This window comes from Novosphingobium sp. LASN5T (assembly GCF_003856955.1).
GTDB lineage: Bacteria > Pseudomonadota > Alphaproteobacteria > Sphingomonadales > Sphingomonadaceae > Novosphingobium.
Map to the genome: position 1 here is coordinate 139,856 of NZ_RQSI01000001.1, position 19,758 is coordinate 159,613.

Annotated in this window: 18 protein-coding genes; 10 read left to right on the top strand and 8 right to left on the bottom strand. The window is 66.3% G+C overall.

Going from position 1 to position 19,758, the window contains the following annotated elements; all coding sequences use genetic code 11:
- The first annotated feature begins 118 nt into the window (after window positions 1-118).
- The 9 genes from EH199_RS00685 to EH199_RS24300 are packed head-to-tail and all read left to right on the top strand — an operon-like array spanning window position 119 to window position 8,428.
- Window positions 119-1,171 (top strand): lytic transglycosylase domain-containing protein, encoded by a 1,053-nt coding sequence (locus EH199_RS00685; protein WP_124807361.1) that lies wholly within the window; start codon window positions 119-121, stop codon window positions 1,169-1,171.
- A complete protein-coding gene (locus EH199_RS00690) occupies window positions 1,155-2,246 on the top strand; it encodes an SPOR domain-containing protein (RefSeq protein WP_223806391.1) in 1,092 nt (363 codons plus the stop codon). Before EH199_RS00685 ends, EH199_RS00690 begins: the two co-directional genes overlap by 17 nt.
- Before the next feature lie 37 nt (window positions 2,247-2,283).
- Window positions 2,284-3,459, top strand: a complete 1,176-nt coding sequence (locus tag EH199_RS00695) for a D-alanyl-D-alanine carboxypeptidase family protein (protein WP_223806392.1) — start codon at window positions 2,284-2,286, stop codon at window positions 3,457-3,459.
- Between the two features lie 14 nt (window positions 3,460-3,473).
- Window positions 3,474-4,103 (top strand): dTMP kinase, encoded by a 630-nt coding sequence (gene tmk, locus EH199_RS00700; RefSeq protein WP_124807362.1) that lies wholly within the window; start codon window positions 3,474-3,476, stop codon window positions 4,101-4,103.
- Complete coding sequence (locus EH199_RS00705; protein WP_223806393.1) at window positions 4,100-5,080, top strand: DNA polymerase III subunit delta'; 981 nt, start codon at window positions 4,100-4,102, stop codon at window positions 5,078-5,080. The genes tmk and EH199_RS00705 overlap by 4 nt, the downstream gene beginning before the upstream one ends.
- A 33-nt stretch (window positions 5,081-5,113) precedes the next feature.
- Window positions 5,114-6,691, top strand: coding sequence for a methionine--tRNA ligase (metG, locus tag EH199_RS00710; protein WP_124807363.1), 1,578 nt, complete (start codon window positions 5,114-5,116; stop codon window positions 6,689-6,691).
- Window positions 6,691-7,467, top strand: coding sequence for a TatD family hydrolase (locus EH199_RS00715; RefSeq protein ID WP_124807364.1), 777 nt, complete (start codon window positions 6,691-6,693; stop codon window positions 7,465-7,467). Before metG ends, EH199_RS00715 begins: the two co-directional genes overlap by 1 nt.
- A gap of 10 nt (window positions 7,468-7,477) precedes the next feature.
- Entirely contained in the window at window positions 7,478-8,245 is a 768-nt protein-coding gene (locus tag EH199_RS00720) for an MBL fold metallo-hydrolase (RefSeq protein ID WP_124807365.1), read from the top strand.
- An 18-nt stretch (window positions 8,246-8,263) separates the two neighbouring features.
- Window positions 8,264-8,428 (top strand): hypothetical protein, encoded by a 165-nt coding sequence (locus EH199_RS24300; protein WP_158453984.1) that lies wholly within the window; start codon window positions 8,264-8,266, stop codon window positions 8,426-8,428.
- Window positions 8,429-8,527: 99 nt separating this feature from the next.
- On the opposite strand, the gene EH199_RS00725 is transcribed toward EH199_RS24300, so the two are convergent.
- On the bottom strand, window positions 8,528-9,226 hold the full coding sequence (locus EH199_RS00725) for a DUF4197 domain-containing protein (RefSeq protein ID WP_223806394.1): 699 nt from the start codon (window positions 9,224-9,226) through the stop codon (window positions 8,528-8,530).
- Between the two features lie 182 nt (window positions 9,227-9,408).
- Between EH199_RS00725 and mazG the strand changes: the two genes are divergently transcribed.
- On the top strand, window positions 9,409-10,221 hold the full coding sequence (gene mazG, locus EH199_RS00730; RefSeq protein WP_223806395.1) for a nucleoside triphosphate pyrophosphohydrolase: 813 nt from the start codon (window positions 9,409-9,411) through the stop codon (window positions 10,219-10,221).
- Here mazG and hflX read toward each other — a convergent pair.
- From hflX to dusB, 7 genes are all read right to left on the bottom strand, one after another.
- Window positions 10,198-11,547: a GTPase HflX gene (hflX, locus tag EH199_RS00735; protein ID WP_124807366.1), complete on the bottom strand. Its 1,350-nt coding sequence runs from the start codon at window positions 11,545-11,547 to the stop codon at window positions 10,198-10,200. The genes mazG and hflX overlap by 24 nt on opposite strands.
- Before the next feature lie 24 nt (window positions 11,548-11,571).
- Window positions 11,572-12,153, bottom strand: a complete 582-nt coding sequence (gene hfq / locus EH199_RS00740; protein ID WP_124807367.1) for an RNA chaperone Hfq — start codon at window positions 12,151-12,153, stop codon at window positions 11,572-11,574.
- Between the two features lie 186 nt (window positions 12,154-12,339).
- The gene (locus EH199_RS00745; RefSeq protein ID WP_124807368.1) at window positions 12,340-13,725 is read right to left on the bottom strand and encodes a sigma-54 dependent transcriptional regulator; all 1,386 of its coding nucleotides are present in this window, start codon (window positions 13,723-13,725) and stop codon (window positions 12,340-12,342) included.
- A 54-nt stretch (window positions 13,726-13,779) separates the two neighbouring features.
- Window positions 13,780-16,026, bottom strand: coding sequence for an ATP-binding protein (locus tag EH199_RS00750; protein WP_124807369.1), 2,247 nt, complete (start codon window positions 16,024-16,026; stop codon window positions 13,780-13,782).
- A 79-nt stretch (window positions 16,027-16,105) separates the two neighbouring features.
- Window positions 16,106-17,578 carry a sigma-54 dependent transcriptional regulator gene (locus tag EH199_RS00755; protein WP_124807370.1) on the bottom strand — a complete coding sequence of 491 codons (1,473 nt, stop codon included), beginning with the start codon at window positions 17,576-17,578 and terminating at the stop codon, window positions 16,106-16,108.
- Window positions 17,575-18,696, bottom strand: coding sequence for a nitrogen regulation protein NR(II) (locus EH199_RS00760; RefSeq protein ID WP_124807371.1), 1,122 nt, complete (start codon window positions 18,694-18,696; stop codon window positions 17,575-17,577). The genes EH199_RS00755 and EH199_RS00760 overlap by 4 nt, the downstream gene beginning before the upstream one ends.
- Window positions 18,693-19,709, bottom strand: a complete 1,017-nt coding sequence (gene dusB / locus EH199_RS00765) for a tRNA dihydrouridine synthase DusB (RefSeq protein WP_124807372.1) — start codon at window positions 19,707-19,709, stop codon at window positions 18,693-18,695. The genes EH199_RS00760 and dusB overlap by 4 nt, the downstream gene beginning before the upstream one ends.
- Window positions 19,710-19,758: the final 49 nt, after the last annotated feature.

A 19,758-nucleotide genomic window follows, 5' to 3' on the forward strand; every position in this document is an offset into this window, starting at 1 on the left:
CGGCGCGACCCGTGGGCGCGCGGCGTGGAGGGGCGATAGCGGCGAACCGCTCCGTCGTGAAGAGGATTTGCGCCGCGGGGGATTCCCAATCGCAGCCCCCTGTGCGAGTGTCGGCCGGATGACGCTTCTTGCCAGTATCCGATCATCGTGGCGCGTGACCGTGGCCGCCGTTGCCGCCCTTGCGCTGGGGGCGCCCGCCAGCGCCCAGAACAGCAGCGAGGAAGCGGGCTTCCAGGGCTATCTCCAGCTTCTCGCCGCCAAGGCGCGCGCCGAAGGGGTGCGCGAATCGACGATCAACAGCGTGCTGCCGGGGCTGACGTTCAATCCGCGCGTGATCGCGTTCGACCGGAGCCAGCCCGGCGGCGGCCCGTCCTCGTCGATTCCGGCGTTCGAACCCTATCGCCGCAAGCATGTCGACGCGGCGCGGATCGGCGGTGGCCGGCGGCAGTACGAGGCGGTGGCCGGGCAGGCCGGCGCGCTCGAACGGCGCTATGGCGTGCCGCTGCCGATCATCCTCGCCATCTGGGGGCACGAGAGCCACTATGGCGGCTATACCGGCGATTTCGATCTGGCCCGCTCGCTGGCGACGCTGGCTTACGAAGGGCGGCGGCGCGATCTGTTCACCGAGGAATTCATCGCGCTGCTGAAGATGATGGACCGGGGCGTGCCGCGCTCCAAGCTGGTCGGAAGCTGGGCCGGGGCATTCGGCAATCCGCAGTTCCTGCCCAGCGTCTATCTGCGCGTGGCGCAGGATGCCGATGGCGATGGGCTGGCCGACATCTGGAGCAGCCGGGCCGATACACTGGCCTCGATCGGCAATTATTTCCGCGATGCCGGATGGCGTCCGGGCGAGCCGTGGGGCCTTGCCGTCAGCGTGCCGGACGGGCTTGACCGCGCCGCGCTGGGCACGGCGCTGGCCAGCCCGCGCTGCCCCCAGGTGTTCGCGCGGCACAGCCGCTGGAAGACCATGCGCGAATGGCGCGCGCTGGGGCTGGCGCCGAAATCGGGCGTCTGGCCGGGCGACGATGTGCTGGCCTCGCTGCTGGAACCGGACGGGCGGGGACGAACCGCCTATCTGCTAACCGGAAATTATCGAGTTATCCTCGATTACAACTGCTCGAACTTTTACGCTCTGTCCGTAGGACTTCTTGCAGATGAGATCAGCCGTTAGCCGTTTCGCCTCCGCCACCGCGATAATCGCGGTGACCGCTCTTGCCTTTTCAGCCCCGGTCATGGGCGAGATGGCGCTGGCGAAAACCCAGCCCGTGGAAGATCGGGCCGGGCCGGCAGGCGATTACCCGATGGTGCTGGGCGCGCCGTTCATGGTCGATGGCGTGACCTATACGCCTGCCGACACGATGAACTACGATGCGGTCGGCTATGCCGGCGAGGACGGAGGCGAAGGCATCAGCGGCGCGCACCGCACGCTGCCTCTGCCCAGCTACGTGGAAGTGACGGCGCTCGATTCGGGCAAGACCATCCTCGTCCGGCTTGAACGGCGCGGGCCGATGTCGGGCAAAATGCTGTTGGACCTCTCGCCCGCCGCGTGGGCGCAACTGGGGTTGGCGCCGGGATCGCAGGCGCCGGTGCGCGTCCGCCGCGTGAATCCGATCGAGCCGGAACGCGCCTTGCTACGGCAGGGCGAACAGGCCCCGGCGCGCATGGATACGCCGCCGGGCCTGCTCACCGCGCTGCGCCGTAAGCTGGGCACGGCGACCGGGGTGACGCTGGCGCCCGCCGGGACACCCGCGCCGGTGGCCACGCCGCACCCCGTGTCTCCGCCCGCCATGGCGCCAAGGCCGGCGGTTTCCCCGGCACCGAAGCCGGTGTTGCGCCCCTCTCCGCCCGTGCCGGTGCCAGTCTCGGCCGCAACGCCCGCGCCGAAGCCGGCCTCGGCAGCGAAACCCGCACCGCATCCCGTGGCCACACCAACGCCACGCGCGACGCCTGCGCCCAGGCCGGCTCCGACAGCGACGCCGTTACCCAAGCCGGCTCCGAAACCCGCGCCCAAGCCGGCACCCGCCGCCGCGCGCCAGCCCGCCGGCCTCTTCGTGCAGGTCGGCGCATTTTCCACGCGGCAACGGGCCGAAACGGTCGCCCGGGCGGCCGGTGGCGGCGTGACGGCCGCGGGATCGCTGTGGCGCGTGCGCAGCGGCCCCTTCGCCACACAGGCGGAAGCAGATGCGGCCTTGGCGAAAGCGCGTCGCTCCGGCTATGCGGATGCGCGGATTCTGCGCGCGCCCTGAAAGGGGCAGGGAATCCGCAAGCCTCCGGGGATGCCGATTGCCTGAACGCCCGTATCTTTTACCGCTGATGACGCTGACGGCGCTGGCCGTTGGCGCGGCGCCTTCGGCCGCCACGGTACAGGCGCCGCCGGTGATCGCCATGCCGCAACTCGATGCGCCAACGGCTTACATGGTCGATGTCAGTTCCGGGCGCGTGCTGTTCGAGCGCGATGCCCATCGGCGGTTCATTCCGGCCTCGCTGACCAAAATCATGACGAGCTATGTCGCCTTCGAACTCGTCGCGCAGGGCAAGCTTTCGCTCGATCGCAAGCTGCCGGTCCGCCATGACACGTTCAAACAGTGGCGCGGCGTGGGCAGCACGATGTTCCTGGCCGACGGCGCCGAAGTGACCGTCGCGGATCTGCTGCGCGGCATCGTCACCGTCTCCGCCAACGATGCCTGCGTGGTGCTCGCGGAAGGCGTGGCCGGCAGCGTGCCGGCCTTCACCGCGATGATGAATGCCGAAGCGCGCAAGCTGGGCATGCGCGATACGCACTACAACACCCCCAACGGTTGGCCCGACGGGGGGCAGACTTATGTCTCTGCCGCCGACCTCGCCACGCTGAGCCAGGCGCTGATCCTGCGTCACCCCCAACTCTACCGCCGCTTCTATGGCCACGCGAAAATGGACTGGGACGGCATCGAGCAGGAAAACCACAACCCGCTTTACGGCTACACCGCCGGCGCGGACGGGGTGAAGACCGGCTTCACCAACGAGGCTGGCTACGGTTTCGTGGGGTCGGCCATCCGCAACGGCCGGCGCATCATCATGGTCGTCGGGGGCTATGACAAGCCGGCCCTGCGCGCGAAGCAGTCGCGCGATTTCATGGAATGGGGTTTCGCCGCCTGGCGGGATCGGCCACTGTATGGCCCCGGCGCGCTGGTGGGCGAAGCGCGCGTGCGCGGCGGGACAAGCCGGGCGGTGCGGCTGATCGCGCCCCGGGCGCTGGCGATTTCGATGCCGGCCGGCGAGCGCGCGGGCTATACGCTCTCGATCCGTTACAAGGGGCCATTGCGCGCCCCCATCGCGAGGGGGCAGGAAGTGGCCACGTTGATCGCCAAGGTTCCCGGGCTGCCCGATGAACGCCTGCCGCTGATCGCGGCGGATGCCGTGGACGCCGGCGGACCGGTGGCGCGAATGCGCGATGGCCTGCTTTCGCTGGTCGGGCGATGACGCCGATAACTCCGATGACAGGGCGCTTCATCGCATTCGAGGGCGGCGAAGGGGCTGGCAAGTCCACGCAGGCCCGTCTGCTGGCCGAGGCGCTGCGCCGGCGCGGGGTGGAAGTGATCGTCACGCGCGAGCCGGGCGGTACCGCCGGCGCCGAAGCGATCCGCGCGCTGTTGCTGTCCACCGAGGGCGAGGGCTGGGGCGCTCGGGCCGAAGCCCTGCTGTTCGCCGCCGCGCGGGCCGATCATGTCGAACGGCTGATCCGTCCGACGCTGGCGCGTGGGGGCTGGGTAATCTGCGACCGGTTCCTCGACAGCAGCCGCGCCTACCAGGGCGGCGGTGGCGGGCTTTCGGATGATGACATCCGCACCCTGCACCGGATCGGCAGCGAGGGATTGCTACCCGATCTGACGCTCCTGCTGGAACTACCGGCGGACGAGGCGGACAGAAGGCTGGCGTTGCGTGATACGAACGGCGCCGATCGCATCGGCGGGCGCGCGGCCCCCTATCACGCGCGCGTGGCCGGCGCGTTCCGGCGGTTTGCCGAGGAAGAGCCGACCCGTTTTACGCGGATCGACGCCGCCGGATCGCCCGAGGCGGTGCACGATCGCATCGTTGCCGCGCTCGACCGGATGCCCTCGCCATGATCGTGCCGGCAAACGCGCCGATGATCGGCCACGAGGAGCCCTGGCGTACCTGGCGCGCTGCCATGGCCGGGCATCGGATGCACCACGCCTGGCTGCTTGCTGGCCGCGAAGGGCTGGGCAAAGCCAGCTTCGCGCGGATGGCAGCGGCGGAACTGGTCGCGGAGAGGGGCATTCCCCAGCCGCCGCCGGATTCCCACCCCGATATTTTCACGCTGTCGCCATTGCCGGCCAACGATGACGAGGCGAAGAAGAAGGCGGACGGCAAGCCCTATCTCACCAAGCGGAACATTTCCGTCGACCAGGTGCGCGAGATGCAGCGGCGCCTGGTAACCCGCCCCACGCTGGGCGCGCGCCGGGCGGTCATCATCGACGCCGCGGACCAGCTGGAAAAGAGCGCGGTCAATGCCCTGCTGAAAAGTCTTGAGGAACCGCCGCAAGGCACTTTCTTCCTGCTGGTGGTGCATGGGCTGGGCCGGCTGCTGCCGACGATCCGTTCGCGCTGCCTTGTCATGCGGTTCCACCCGCTCGACCGGGATCAACTCGCGCGGGCGGTCGATACGGCGACGCCGGGGCTGGACAGCGCGACGCGTGCGGCAGCGATCGCGGTCGCCGGGGGATCGCCGGGCGCGGCCATCGCTTTCGCCGAGCAGGATCTGGGCAAGGTGCACGGCCTGTTCCGCAAGCTCGTGGCGCAGGGCGATGCCGATTTCGCCCTGCGCGGGGCCTTGAGCGGAGCGATCGGGCAGCGGCCCGACCGGGAGCGCCAGCTCGCCGCGATCGAATGCGCGCGCATGGTGCTGGTGGAGCATATAGGCAATGTGGACGACGCTTCCAGGCTGCGCATCGCCGACGCCCATGCCGCGCTCGTCCGCCTCGCCGTGCAGGCGCCCACCTACAACTTCGATCCGGCCTTGCTGATGATGGAAATCGGCGGGTTGCTGGCATCGGTCGCGCGCACTAGGGAAGGGGCGCATTAAGCGCATGTCTCCAGAGTGAAAGCGACCGGCCCGATGGGCGAACCTTATTACGTTACCACTGCCATCAGCTATCCCAACGGCAAGCCGCACATCGGCCACGCCTATGAAGCGATTGCCGCCGACGTCATCACCCGCTTCCACAAGTCGATGGGCCGCGATGCGCGCCTGCAGACCGGAACGGACGAGCACGGCCTGAAGATGGCGCAGAAGGCGCGCGAACTGGGTGTGACGCCAAAGCAGCTTAGCGATGAAATGTCACAATATTTCATTGACATGTGCGATGCCTTGAACGTCGATTATGATCGCTTCCAGCGCACCACCGAACCTGGTCATCACCTTGCCACGCAGGAACTGTGGCGGCGCATGGAGGCCAACGGCGATCTTTATCTCAGCCGCTACGAGGGCTGGTACTCGATCCGCGACGAAGCCTATTACGACGAGAGCGAACTCGTGGCGGGGGAAGGGGGCGAGAAGCTCTCGCCGCAGGGAACGCCGGTCGAATGGACGGTGGAGGAGAGCTGGTTCTTCCGCTTGTCCGCCTATGGCGAGAAATTGCTGGCGCACTATCGCGACAATCCCGATTTCATCCGGCCCGAAAGCCGCCGCAACGAGATGATCGCCTTCGTCAGCCAGGGGCTGCGCGATCTGTCGGTCTCACGCACCAGCTTTGACTGGGGCGTCAAGGTGCCCGGCAGCGAAAACCACGTCATGTACGTGTGGGTGGACGCGCTGACCAACTACCTGACCGGCCTGGGCTGGCCGGAAGAGACGGCGGAGTTCAAGGCCTATTGGCCGGCGAACCTGCACCTGATCGGCAAGGACATTGTCCGCTTCCACACGATCTACTGGCCAGCCTTCCTGATGAGCGCGGGCCTGCCGCTGCCCCGCCAGGTGTTCGGCCATGGCTTCCTGCTCAACCGGGGGCAGAAGGAATCGAAGTCGCTCGGCAACGTTACCGATCCGTTGGCGCTGGCCGCACGGTTCGGAGTCGATCCGCTGCGCTATTTCTTCCTGCGCGAAGTCGCGTTCGGGCAGGACGGCAGCTATTCGCCCGAGGCCATCGTCACCCGCTGCAACGCCGAGCTGGCGAACAGCTATGGCAACCTGGTTCAGCGCGTTCTGTCCATGATCTTCAAGAACCTGGATGGCGAACTTGGCGCGTTTTCGAGTACCGAGACGGACGATGCCTTGCTGGCCATCGTGGCGCTCGCCTGCCGTGACGAACTGCCCGCCGCGTTTGCCGATCTGAACTTCTCGACCGGGATCGACGCCTGGATGCGCGCGGTGTTCGCCTGCAACCAGTACATCGACGAGCAGGCTCCGTGGACCTTGCGCAAGACCGATCCGGAGCGGATGCGCGCGGTGCTGCTGACGCTGTTCATGGCCATCCGCGATCTGACCATCGCGATCCTTCCCGTGGTTCCCGATGCGGCGAACAAGGTGCTGGACCAGCTGGGCATTCCGCCGGCCGAACGCAACATCGCCAATCTCACCGATGCGGACTGGTACATGGCGCGCGTCGCCACCGGGGAGCGCCTGGCGCAGCCGGTCGGCGCGTTCCCGCGCCTCGAACTGCCCGCCGATGCCGAAGGCGCGGAAACGGACGCCTGATGCTGATCGATTCCCACTGCCATCTGAATTACAAGGGCCTGGTCGAGCAGCAGGACGCGGTGCTGGCGCGCGCGCGCGAAACCGGCGTGCAGGGCTTTCTCAACATCGCCACGCGCGAGCGCGAATGGGCCGACATCATCGCCACCGCGCATCGCGAACCGGATGTCTGGGCCACGGTGGGCATTCACCCCCACGAAGCCGATGCTCATGCGGACCTTGGCGAAAGCGTGCTGCTCGCGGCGACGCGCGACAGCCGGGTCATCGGCATCGGCGAAACCGGGCTGGACTACTTCTATGATCATTCGGATCGCGCCGTGCAGCAGGACCTGTTCCGGGCGCATATCCGCGTGGCGCGCGAAACCGGGCTGCCGCTGATCATCCACACGCGCGATGCCGAGGAGGATACCGCCCGCATCCTGACCGAGGAAATGGGGAAGGGGGCCTTCCCCGCGCTGATCCATTGCTTCACCGCGTCGGCCGATCTGGCCCGGACCGCACTGGACCTTGGCCTGACGATTTCGCTTTCCGGCATCGTGACGTTCAAGAACGCCAAGGACTTGCAGGCGATTGCGGCGGAACTGCCTGAAGATCGCCTGCTGGTCGAGACCGACGCGCCGTTTCTGGCTCCTGTGCCGCATCGCGGCAAGACTTGCGAGCCGGCGTTCGTGTCCGACACGTGCGCGTTCGTGGCCGGGTTGCGCGGCATCAGCAGCGAGCGTCTGGCCGAGGTGACCGGGGAAAACTTCTTCCGGCTGTTCCGCAAGGCCAGCCTGTGAAAGCCGCCGCGTGAAGCTGACTGTCCTGGGGTCCGGCACGTCGACCGGCGTTCCGCGCATCGGCAACGACTGGGGCGCATGCGATCCGGAGGAGCCGCGCAACCGCCGGACGCGCGTGGCGATCGTGGTGGAAGGCGCCGATGGTTCGCGCCTGCTGGTCGATACGCCGACGGACTTGCGCCAGCAATTGCTGGCCACCGGAATTGACCGGCTCGACGGCGTGTTGTGGACGCACGATCACGCCGATCACACGCATGGCATCGATGATCTGCGACCACTGCGCATGGGACGTGGCGGGCCTTTGCCGGGCTATGCAGCCGAAGAAACCGTCCGCCGCCTGCGCCAGCGCTTCGGCTATGTCTTTGCCGGCCAGCACGGCTATCACACGATTTGCAATCTCGATAATCTCGACCGCGTGCGCATGATTGCCGGCATCGGCATCAGCCATTGCCAGATGCCGCACGGCCCCGCGCAATCCACCGCGTTTCGCTTCGATCAAGACGGAAAATCAATAGGTTACGCAACAGATTTCAGCGAGATAAATGCTGACATGGTCGCGCTGTTCGATCGCGTGGACGTGCTGGTGGTCGATGCCTTGCGCCGGCAGCCGCATCCCACGCACGCGCATCTGGCCATGGCGCTCGAACTGGTCGAGGCGTGCCGCGCCGGGCGCGCCGTCCTGACGCATCTCGACAAGAGCATGGATTACCGTACGCTTTGCGACGAGACGCCGCCGCATGTCGATCCCGGTTACGACGGGATGGAGATCGAACTCTAAGGCCGAAGGATCGCCGCCGTGACCGATCAATGGATCAGCATTATCGGAATCCTTGCCGCGCTGGTCCTGGTGCTTTCCAATCGTCGGCTGACACGATTGCCGCTGGGAACGAAAGCCTGGATGGCCTTGGCGTGGGTTGCCATCATCGCTGTAGCGGCGCTCGCGTTCAGCCGGTTGAGGTGATCGGAGCGCCCTTCTGCTTCGACGTCAATTTACATAATACTTATTATCACACCTAATGAGGCGATGTGATGGGGGATGCCGATCGCTTCCCCCGGTGCCTCAGTTTCCGAGAATGCCCTTGAGCAAGGAACCGGCGGTTCCGGCGGGATTGGCGCGCAGCCGGCCTTCCTCGCTGCCGATGTACTTGAAGATGCCGTTCAGCGCCTGATCGGTCACCGAATTGCCAAGCTTGTCGCGCGTGATGCCGGCGGCCGAAATCAGGCTGGAGCGGCGCGACAGGCTATCGAGCTGGTTGAACGCGCCGACCTTGCCGAGCGCGGCGTTGATCAGCGGGCGCATCTTGCCGGTCAGCTCGGCCCCGGCGCTGCGCCGCAGGTACTGGCTGGCCCCGTCGTTCTGCGAAACGATGCCGGGAACGTCGTTCAGCGACAGACGGCTGATCGCGGCGCGGAAGATCGGCTTGGCTTCCTTGGCGGCAAGGCCCGCCGCATCATTGAGCTTGCGGGTGATGCCGTCCGTCAGCCCCAGCCGGTCGCCGGCGCCCAGCACCGATCCCAGCGCACCGCCCAATCCGCCGGCATTGCCCACCAGCGGCAGGAGGATGCGCACCGCGCTATCGTTGTAGAACGCGCCGGGCTGAGCCAGCTTGTCGAGCGCGCTGTCCGAGGCATTGCCGAGAATGCCGGTCAGGCCGCTGCCGAGGACCTGCGCCTGCGCGGTTGCGCCGAACAGGGGTGCCACGGCGATGGACGCCATGCCCGCCAGAACCATACGCCGCTGCTGATCGTGTTCCGCCATGGTCGAACGTCCTTTCCCGAAGTGCTCCCCGACGGTTTCACATGCGCCGGATCGGATCAAGGGAGCGGTGGGCGAGAATGCTCCATTCCGCCCCAGATCCGATGATCAATGCGACGCCGGTGACATCGCCGTTGCGCTGGCATAGGGAACAAGCTGCCCTTCCCCGGCCAGGACGATTCCCCGTGACAACGCCAGTATCCACTCCCCTGCCCGCCGACGCGATATCGCGCATTCTGGCGATCATGGCGCGGTTGCGCGATCCGCAATCGGGGTGCGAATGGGACCGGGCGCAGACTTTCGCCACCATCTTCCCCTATACGATCGAGGAAGCCTACGAAGTGGCCGATACGATCACGCGCGGCGACATGGAGGCCTTGCGCGAGGAACTGGGCGATCTGCTGTTCCAGGTGGTGTTCCACAGCCGCATGGCAGAGGAAGCCGGCCTGTTCGCCTTCGCCGACGTCGCCAACGCGATTTCGGACAAGATGGAGCAACGGCATCCGCATATCTTCGGCGATGCCAGCACTGGGGACGGCGATCCGGACCAGTCCCGCGAGGACCGGTGGGAAGCGCTCAAGGCGGGCGAACGGGCCGCCAAGGGCGAACAAAGCGCCATGGACGGTGTGGCCGTTGCCCTGCCCGCGCTGATGCGCGCGGAAAAGCTCCAGAAACGGGCCGCGCGGCAAGGCTTCGACTGGCCCGACACCGCCGGGCCGGCAGCCAAGCTGGCCGAGGAAGCCGCTGAACTGGAAGCCGCGCGGAACGATGCGGAACGGCTGGAAGAAGCGGGGGATTTGCTGTTCGCCGCCGTCAACGTGGTCAGAAGCCACGGCATTGCGCCCGAAGACGCGCTGCGGGCCGCCAACGCAAAGTTCGAGCGGCGCTTCCGGGCGATGGAAGCCATGGCGGGGGGCCGCTTTGCCGATCTGACGCTGGATGAACAGGAAGCGCTGTGGCAGGCGGTCAAGGCGTCAGAGGCTGTTGAAGCGCCCTAGTTCGCGCGGCGTCAGCCGCACTTTCAGGCGCACCTGCGGTTCGCCGTTTGCGCTTTCGACTTCACGCTCCGACAGAACCTCGCCATGCGCATGGAGCCACGCCAGCTTCTGGCCGTCGCCCATCGGGATCGAGAGTTCCAGCTCGGTCGCGCCGCCGGTCAGCATCGTGCCCAGGCTCGCAAGCAGGTCGTCCACACCCTCGCCCGTCATCGCGGAAATCGGCACGACCGGACGGTCTGGCACGTCGGCCGCGATCAGGTCCAGCCGCATCGCGCGCTCGTCGGCCGGAAGCAGGTCCCACTTGTTCCACGCCTCAATGATCGGAATGGTGGCCCCCTCCTCCCCGATCACGCCGAGATCGGCGAGGACTTCCTCGACCTGCTTCTTCTGCGCGGACGTGGCCGGGTTGGCGATATCGCGGACATGGACGATGACGTCCGCCGCCGTCACTTCCTCCAGCGTGGCGCGGAAAGCGGCGACAAGCTGGGTCGGCAGATCGGAAATGAAACCCACGGTATCGGAAAGGATCGCCTTTTCAACGCCCGGCAGGCGGATCGCCCGCATCGTGGGGTCCAGCGTGGCGAACAGCAGATCCTCGGCCATCACCCCGGCGCCGGTCAGGCGGTTGAACAGCGTGGACTTGCCCGCGTTAGTGTAGCCGACCAGCGCGATGATCGGCCAGGGCGCGCGCTGGCGCCGGTCACGGTGGAGCCCGCGCGTGCGGCGGACCTGCTCCAGTTCGCGGCGGATGCGCGCCATGCGGTTGCGGATCAGCCGCCGGTCGGCCTCGATCTGGGTTTCGCCCGGACCACCCAGGAAGCCGAAGCCGCCGCGCTGGCGTTCAAGGTGGGTCCAGCTGCGCACGAGCCGCCCCGCCTGGTAATCGAGATGGGCGAGTTCGACCTGCAGGCGCCCTTCGGCGGTCGCCGCACGCTCGCCGAAGATCTCCAGGATCAGGCCGGTGCGGTCGATGACCTTGCGCTTGAGCTTGTCTTCGAGATTGCGCTGCTGGATCGCCGAAAGCGCGCCATCGACGATGACGAGTTCGGCATCGGACTGGTTGGCGGCAACCGCCATCCGTTCCACTTGCCCTTCGCCGAACAGGGTGGCGGGACGCACCGCGCGGATCGGCAGGACGAAAGCGTCGACCACCTCGATCCCGATCGCGAGGGCGAGCCCCTTCCCTTCTTCCAGGCGCGCCTCGGTATCGTCGCCCAGCCCGCCGCCGCGCTGCCGGATATCCGGCAGGACGACAAGCGCGCGGGCGCCGCGGGCCACTTCATTGCGCTGTTCTTCGGAGCGGTTCCCGAACTCGAACGAACTCATCAGGACGCGTCCGAAGCCACCGGGTCAGGCGCTTTCGCCGTCCCAATCGCCGGTCAGGTCGACATGGCCTGCGGGCTGGATGGTGGAAACCGCGTGCTTGTAGGCAAGCTGGACGTAGCCTTCGCGCTCCAGCAGCATGCAGAACAGGTCATAGGCCGCGACCTTGCCCTGCAGCATCACGCCGTTGACGAGGAACATCGTCACCTGCACGCCGGCATCGCGCACGCTCGACAGGAACACTTCCTGCAACAGCCGCTTGCGGCCACCTTCGTCATTCGCGCCCTGGAAGTGCGCCACGGAAAGCTGCTGACCCGGCATGATCGTGGAAATCGCGTGCTTGTAGACAAGCTGCGATTGCCCATCCCGGCGGAGCAGGATGGAGAAATTGTCGAACCACGTCACGATGCCCTGCAGCTTCACGCCCTTCACCAGGAACATGGTGACGGGGATCTTGTTCTTGCGCAGGTGGTTCAGGAAAAGGTCCTGAAGGTTCTGGCCCTTGGCCCCGCCTGCAGGCGCGCCGGACTGAGGTGCTGGGGCCGTTTCGGCCGCGGGTGCCGCTTCGGCCTTGGCGCGCGGACGTGCGGAAAGTGTCTTGCCGGTCATTCTTGTGACTCCTTCGTATTGGCGCGCCCTTTGTGGCGTCGCGATCTGGCGTGTTCGAAGCTCCGTCGCCGGAACCCGTTCAAGCCGGTTTCGATGACTCTCTTATTGCGGGAACCCTTGCGCGTAAACTTGGAAAATGCGCAAGAGTTCCGACAGAAAACGCAATTGCCCCCTCGCCGTCGGAAATCAGTCGTCGATTTCGTCTTCGCGCCGGTCGACCATGCCCAGCAGCTTGAGCTTGCGGTGCAGCGCAGAGCGCTCCATGCCGATGAAGTTCGCGGTTTTCGAGATATTGCCCGAAAAGCGCCGGATCTGGACCTTGAGATATTCCCGCTCGAAGTTCTCGCGCGCTTCGCGCAGCGGCACGCCCATCAGCGCCGGCGTACCCGCTTCCGCCCCCAGGCGGCCGCTGACGATCTCTGACGGCAGCATGTCGGAATCGATCCGGCCCAACCGGTCGCGCGGGGCCAGGATGACGGTCCGTTCCACGACATTGCGCAGTTCGCGCACGTTGCCGGGCCAGTCGTGGCTTTGCAGCGCGGCCATGGCCTCTGGCGATATGGCCGGTGGGGTAATTCCCTGCTCGGTGGCGTAGCGGGTGAAGAAATGATCCACCAGCGCGGGAATATCGTCGCGCCGTTCCGCCAGCGAGGGAATCGTCACCGGCACGACATTGAGCCGGTAGTAAAGGTCCTCGCGAAAGCGTCGTTCGGCGATTTCCTTTTCCAGCGGACGTGACGACGACGAGACCACGCGCACGTCCACGCGGATCTGGCGATGCCCGCCCACGCGCACGAACGATTGTTCCGTCAACACGCGCAGGATGCGCGCCTGGCTGGAAGGCGGCATGTCCGCCACTTCATCGAGAAACAGCGTGCCACCATCGGCCATTTCGAGCAGCCCGGCCCGAACCAGCTTGCCATCGGCTTCTTCCCCGAACAGTTCCTGTTCGAACCGTTCGGGCGTGATCCGGGCGGAATTGACCGTGACGAAGGCGCTTTGCGCGCGCGGGCTCCAGCTGTGAAGAAGGCGGGCGGCCACTTCCTTGCCCGATCCCGCCGGGCCTGAAATCAGCAGGCGGCTGCCGGTGTTGGCCACGCGCTTCAGCGTGGCGCGCACCGCATTGATCGAGGAACTGTTGCCGGTGAACTCGTCAGCGGTGGCAAAGCCGCTGCGCAGCCGCGCGTTCTCGCGACGGAGTCTTTCGGTCTCGGTGGCGCGCTCGACCAGCAGCAGCAGGCGTTCCGCCTCGAACGGCTTTTCGATGAAGTCCATCGCGCCGCGGCTGATCGCGGATACCGCGGTATCGATGCCGCCATGACCGGAAAAGATGATCACCGGCAGTTCCGGCTCGCGCTTCTTGATCTCGTCCAGCACTTCCAGCCCGTCCATCGGGCTGCCGTGAAGCCATACGTCGAGCAGGACGAGGCTGGGGCGGCGCTCGTCGATCGCCGCCAGCGCGGCGGTGCTGTCGGCGGCAAGACGGCAGCCATAGCCTTCGTCGCTGAGGACGCCCGCGACGAGCTCGCGAATATCGCGTTCATCGTCAACGATCAGGATATCGAGTGCCATGTGCGGGTTCCGTAAATCGAGCAGGTTCCGTAAATCTTGATTTCACGCGCCGGTTCAGGAGACCGTGACGACGCCGGGTGGTTCCGGTGCCGCCGCCGCTTCGGATTGCGGCTCGCGCGCGAAGCGCATGGAGACGCACGTGCCACCTTCATCCGCCGATGAGAACGTCATTTCCCCGCCGTGTTCCTCGACGATCTTGTTCACGATGGCGAGCCCCAGACCGGTGCCCTTCTCGCGCGTGGTCATATACGGTTCCAGGATGCGCTCGCGCTCCGCCGGAAGGCCGATCCCGTTGTCGGTGACGGTGACGGTAACGGCGGTATCGGTACTGGCCAGGTGCACGGCGATGCGCCCCCTGAAATCGACATCCTCCTTGCGCGCCCGGCTGTCGATCGCTTCCGCCGCGTTCTTGAGCACGTTGGTCATCGCCTGGCCGAACTGGTGCCGATCGCACTGGATAGCGGCCGAATCCCCGTCGGAACTGAAGCTATAAGTGATCTCGGTATGCGCCACTTCCTGAAGGAACAGCGCCTGCCGCACGAGATCGCTCGCATCCTCCGCCCTGAACACGGGCTTGGGCAACCGCGCGAACGACGAGAATTCGTCGACCATCTTCCGCAGATCGCCCACTTGCCGGATGATGGTGCTGGTCAGTTCCTCGAACAGCTCCGGGTCGGTGGTGATTTGCCTTCCATAGCGGCGGCGCAGGCGTTCGGTGGCAAGCTGGATCGGCGTCAGCGGGTTCTTGATCTCGTGCGCGATCCGGCGCGCCACGTCGGACCAGGCCGCGCGCCGCTGGTCCAGCAACTGGCGGGTGATGTCCTCGAAGGTGATGACGTGGCCGTTGCGATCGGCGGTGATTTTCACCGCCAGCGTCAGCAGATCGCCGCCCTTGGCATACTGAACGATGCCCCCGTGCTGGCCGCTGGCGGCAAGCTGGGAGAACTGCGGGGCGATCCGGTCCAGCGGGCGGCCGAGCAGATCGGGCGCGCCTGCCGCCTGAAGGAGCTTTTGCGCCGAACTGTTCACGAGCTGGATGGTCCCGTCAGGTCCGACCGAAATAATGCCGGCGGTAATCGATTCCAGCACCGCCTCGATGAAGGCGCGGCGCACCTCGAGCTGGCTGTTGGCACTGACCAGCGCCTGCGTCTGTCCTTCAAGTTGCGCGGTCATGCGGTTGAACGCGCGCGCCAGCAGCGCGATTTCGTCGGTGCCGCCGCGATGCGCCACGCGCATGGAGAAATTGCCGCTACCCACCGTCCGCGCGGCGGACACCAGTTCCACCAACGGAGAAACCTGCCGGTCGGCGAAGCGCAGCGCCACCCACACCGCCAGCCCCACGAGCGCCAGGCTGATCGTGAGCAGCGCGAGGTTGAATCGCAACTGCAGCGCGCGCGCGCGGCCGCTGAGAATGTCATAGGCCTTGAGCACGCTCTGCGCGCGCGCCCATTGGTTGAGCGCCAAGGTATCGGAATTGCGCGCGACATAAAGATAAATGCCCCGCACGGGATCGACCGTGGAGATCGCCTCGATCCGCTGGGCGGAAGCCTTGACCACCACGGCTTCGCCCGCATTGAGCCGTTTCATATCGTCGGGCGTGATCCGCTCGCGGCTCTCGTCGCTGTTGGGATCGACAATGGCGGCGGTGCGCAAATTGCCGTCCGGTCCCTTTTCGATCAGCGCGGATTCGTTCAGCTTGCGGCTTATCACCTGCCACGAATACCCCTCGGCAAAGTCCTGGCTGGTGATCGGCGTCTGGTTCAGATAGGCGCGCATGTCGCTGGCCATGGCCACGCTTTCGTTGCCGACATCGCGCAGCTTGTCCGCGTAGTATCCGCGCGCCAGACTGTTGGCGTTCTCCAGCATTCCGCGCGAGTTGTCGGAAAACCAGAACTCCACGCCCGACTGGAACAGCAGCGAGGCGAAGATCACCACCAACAGGGTCGGGATCGCGGCGATCAGCGAAAACAGCCAGACAAGGCGGACGTGCAGGCGCCCACTGGCGCCCAGACCACTCTGTTTGGCACGGCGCAGCGCGATCCGCCGGCCCACGAGGACGATCAGCGCCATGGCCGGAACCAGCGTGCCGATCAGCAGCGTGGACGTCAGCCGCGAAGGCAGCAACTGGTTGCTGGCAGTATTGGCGCTGACCGCCATCCAGCTTACCGCCAGCATGGCGACGAGCGCGGTCGTGGCGACGAGTTCCAGCAGAAAGAACACGTTGGCGCGCCGCAGGCCGATCAGCAAGCGCCGCCACCAGCGCGGCGAGCGGTTCACGCCAGCTTTGCCTTCACCAACCATAGTTGCTCATATACAACACCGCTGTTGCACAAGCGCAAGTAAATTCTGCCGTTCGGCGGGAGGTGGAACGATCCGGAAATCAGACGCGCTGGATCGCCTCGTCGGGATGGATGCCCAGTTCGGCCAGACGTTTGCGCAAGGTGTTGCGATTGATCCCCAGCAAGTGGGCCGCGCGCAGCTGGTTTCCGCCGGTCTGCGACAAGGCATGAAGGAACAGCGGCTTCTCGAAAGCGGCCAACGCCTCGTCATAGAGAGCGCCGGCTGCGGGACGCGCCTGCTCCAACCAGTGCGCCAGCGCAGAGGCGAAATCCGTCGCCCCGCCCTCACCCGTCGTGCCACCGCTGGCCGTGGGGTGCGCGCCGATGTCTTCGACGGGCCTAGGGGATGCCGGACCGTCCTGGATCAGCAGGGGCTCGATCGCGCTGGCGTCAATCACTTCGTCGCGCGCCAGCAGCGCGAGGCGATAGATGAAGTTGCGCAGTTCACGCACGTTGCCGCGCCACGGTTGCTGGGCGAACAAGGCCACGCCGCCGGGCGAAAGCTGGCGGCGCGGCAGCCCTTCGGACGCGGCCTGGAACAGGAAATGGCGCGACAACGCCTCGATATCGTCCGCCCGATCGCGCAAGGGGGGCAATTCGATCGGCACGACCGCAAGCCGGTAGTACAGATCTTCGCGGAACTGCCCGGCCGCGATCATCGGTAGCAGATCCTTGTTGGTGGCCGCGATGATACGGCAATCCAGCGTGATTTCGTCACGCCCGCCGACGCGGCGGATCCGCCCGGACTGGAGCGCGCGCAGCAACCTGGTCTGCGCCTGCATCGGCATGTCGCCGATTTCGTCGAGGAACAGCGTGCCGCCGCTCGCCTGCTCGAACTTGCCGACATGGCGCGCCACCGCGCCTGTGAACGCGCCTTTTTCGTGGCCGAACAGTTCGCTTTCGATCAGTTCTCCGGGAATGGCCGCGGTGTTCACCGCCACGAACGGCCCGGCGGAGCGATTGCCAAGTTGATGGACCGCTTCGGCGACCAGTTCCTTGCCCGTTCCGGACTCACCCAGGATCAGGACGGTAAGATCGTTGCGCAGGACGCGCGTGATCATGCGATAGACCGCCTGCATGGCCTGGCTGCGCCCGACCAGCGGCAGCGCCTGTGGCACGTCTTCGTGCTCGTTCTCGGTTTCCGTTGTCGCCGCCGAGGCAAAAGCCTGGCGCACGGTGCGGACAAGTTCCTCAAGATCGAAAGGCTTCGGGAAATATTCGAAGGCGCCGGTATCACTGGCACGCACGGCGGTATCCAGCGTGTTCTGGGCGGACAGGATGATGATCGGCAGCCGCGGATAGCCCTGCCGCACGCGTCCCAGCGTTTCGATGCCGTCGCCATCGGTCAGCATCACGTCGGTCAGCATCAGCCCATAGCGCTGCCCGGCCAGCAGCCGGTCGCGTTCGGCGATGCTGTCGCAGCGGTCGACGAGGAAGCCCTCCGCTTCCAGCGCCGCGGTGATGACCAGGGCGATCGAGGCGTCGTCCTCCACCAGCAGGACGTACTTCTTCATGCCTGTCCTCTCACCGTTCCCGCCACCGGCAGATGCAGGCGGAAATGCGTCCAGCCCCGTGCCTCGTCCCGATCATGGCTGATCCGCCCGTTCATTTCACGCACCAGCTTCTGCACCAGCGCCAGTCCCAGCCCCTGCCCCTGCTTCTTGGCGGTGACGAACGGCTCGAAAATATGATCGCGCAGCGCGGGGTCTATGCCAGGCCCGTTATCGCTCACGCGAAGTTCGATCGGCAGGCGCAAGGGTTTGCCTTCCGGCCCCGTGTGCAACTGGATACCGCTGGCGAAGCGCGTGCGCACCGCGATGCGGCGGTCCGTCTGCCCTTCGCACGCCTCACGCGCGTTGGTCAGAAGATTCAGCAGGACCTGCACCAGAGCGTCGGGATTGGCCATGATCGGCGGCAGCGACGGGTCGAACTCCTCTTCGATCACCACCCGGCCCGGGTCGCTTGCCGCGATAACCGCCTGCGCGCGCCGCACCGCTTCATGCAGATTGCACGGCACCGCCGGTTCCTGGCTGCGCCGAGAAAGCGACTGCATCTGGTCGATCAGTTTCGCAATGCGGTCGACTTCCGAGGTGATCAATTCCGTCAGCGCCCGGTCGCTTCCTTCCAGTTTGCGGTTGAGAAGCTGGGCCGCCCCCCTGATCCCCGCGAGCGGATTCTTGATCTCGTGCGCCAAGACTTCGGGCGCGCGCAGCGTTACCCCGCCCTGATCGCTTGCCCCGCCCACGCTGCCGCCCAGCGCCTCGACCCCGATGGGTTCGTGCAGCACGAGCAATTGCCAGCCCGGGGTATGCGCCACCGGCGCGGTCATGACGTCAAGCCTGCGCGCGGGCTGGTTGTTGATCCGAACTTGCGCATCGCGCGCGGAGAGCTGCGCCTCGCCTTCCGTGAGACGGTTCATGATCAGTGGTTCGTCGAACTCGAACAGGCTCGACACGCGGCGCCCCACGAGGCGGCTCGCGCCCTGCCCCGTCAACTGTTCGGCGGCCGGGTTGGCGGAGACGATCGACAGGTCGGGCGCGATCAGCAGAACCGCCATCGGCATGCTGCCGATCAGGCGCTTGGCATCCGGCCTGGCCGCGTCGGGCAGGCGCCAGTCCGCCGCCCCGGTCATGCCGCCGCGCGATGCTCCGCGGGCGCGTAGAAGCGCGCCAGGCTATTGAGCACTTCGCGCGGGTCATCGATGAAGTTCACCCGGTTGCGGAATTCGGCCGATCCGGGCAGCCCCTTGGTGTACCAGCCAAGATGCTTGCGCGCCATTTTCACGCCGGTTTCCGCGCCGTAGTGCTCGAGCATGGCCTGGTAGTGTTCCACGATCAGCCGATACTGTTCGTCGATCGATGGATCGGCCCGCAGCTGGCCGGTCTGGAGCCAGTGCATCACCTGCCCCAGCAGCCACGGCTTGCCATAGGCGCCGCGCCCGATCATCACGCCATCGGCGCCGCTCTGTTCCAGCGCGGTGGCCACGTCCTCGATGCCGCAGATGTCGCCGTTGACGATGACCGGCAGCGATACCGCTTCCTTGACCTTGCGCACAAAGGCCCAGTCCGCGCTGCCCTTGTACATCTGGTTGCGCGTGCGGCCGTGAACGGTGATCAGCTTGGCGCCGAGATCCTCGGCGATCCGCGCCAGTTCGGGCGCGTTCAGCGCGTTATGGTCCCAGCCCATGCGCATCTTGACGGTAACGGGCACGTCCACCGCCTTCACCGTCGCCTCTATCAGCGAAGCGGCCAGCGGCAGATCGCGCATCAGAGCCGATCCGGCATCGCCGTTGACCACCTTCTTCACCGGGCAGCCCATGTTGATGTCGATGATCGCGGCGCCACGGTCGGCGTTCAGTTTCGCCGCTTCCGCCATCTCGACCGGGTTGCAACCGGCCAGCTGGAGCGAAACCGGCTCCTCCACGGCATCCCAGGCGGCCTTCTGCAGCGATTGCCGGGTCTCGCGGATCATCGCCGGGCTGGCGATCATCTCGGTAACGTTAAGGCCCGATCCGAAGCGCCGCACGAGCGTGCGAAAGGGCATGTCCGTAACCCCGGTCATCGGGGCCAGGATCACCGGACAATCGATACGCACCGGCCCGACCTGAAGCGGTGCGAGGCGCGGAGGATGCGGGAGCGTGCTCATCGTATGTACAAATCTGCCTAAAAAACAGGCAGCGCTTAGTCCATTGCGG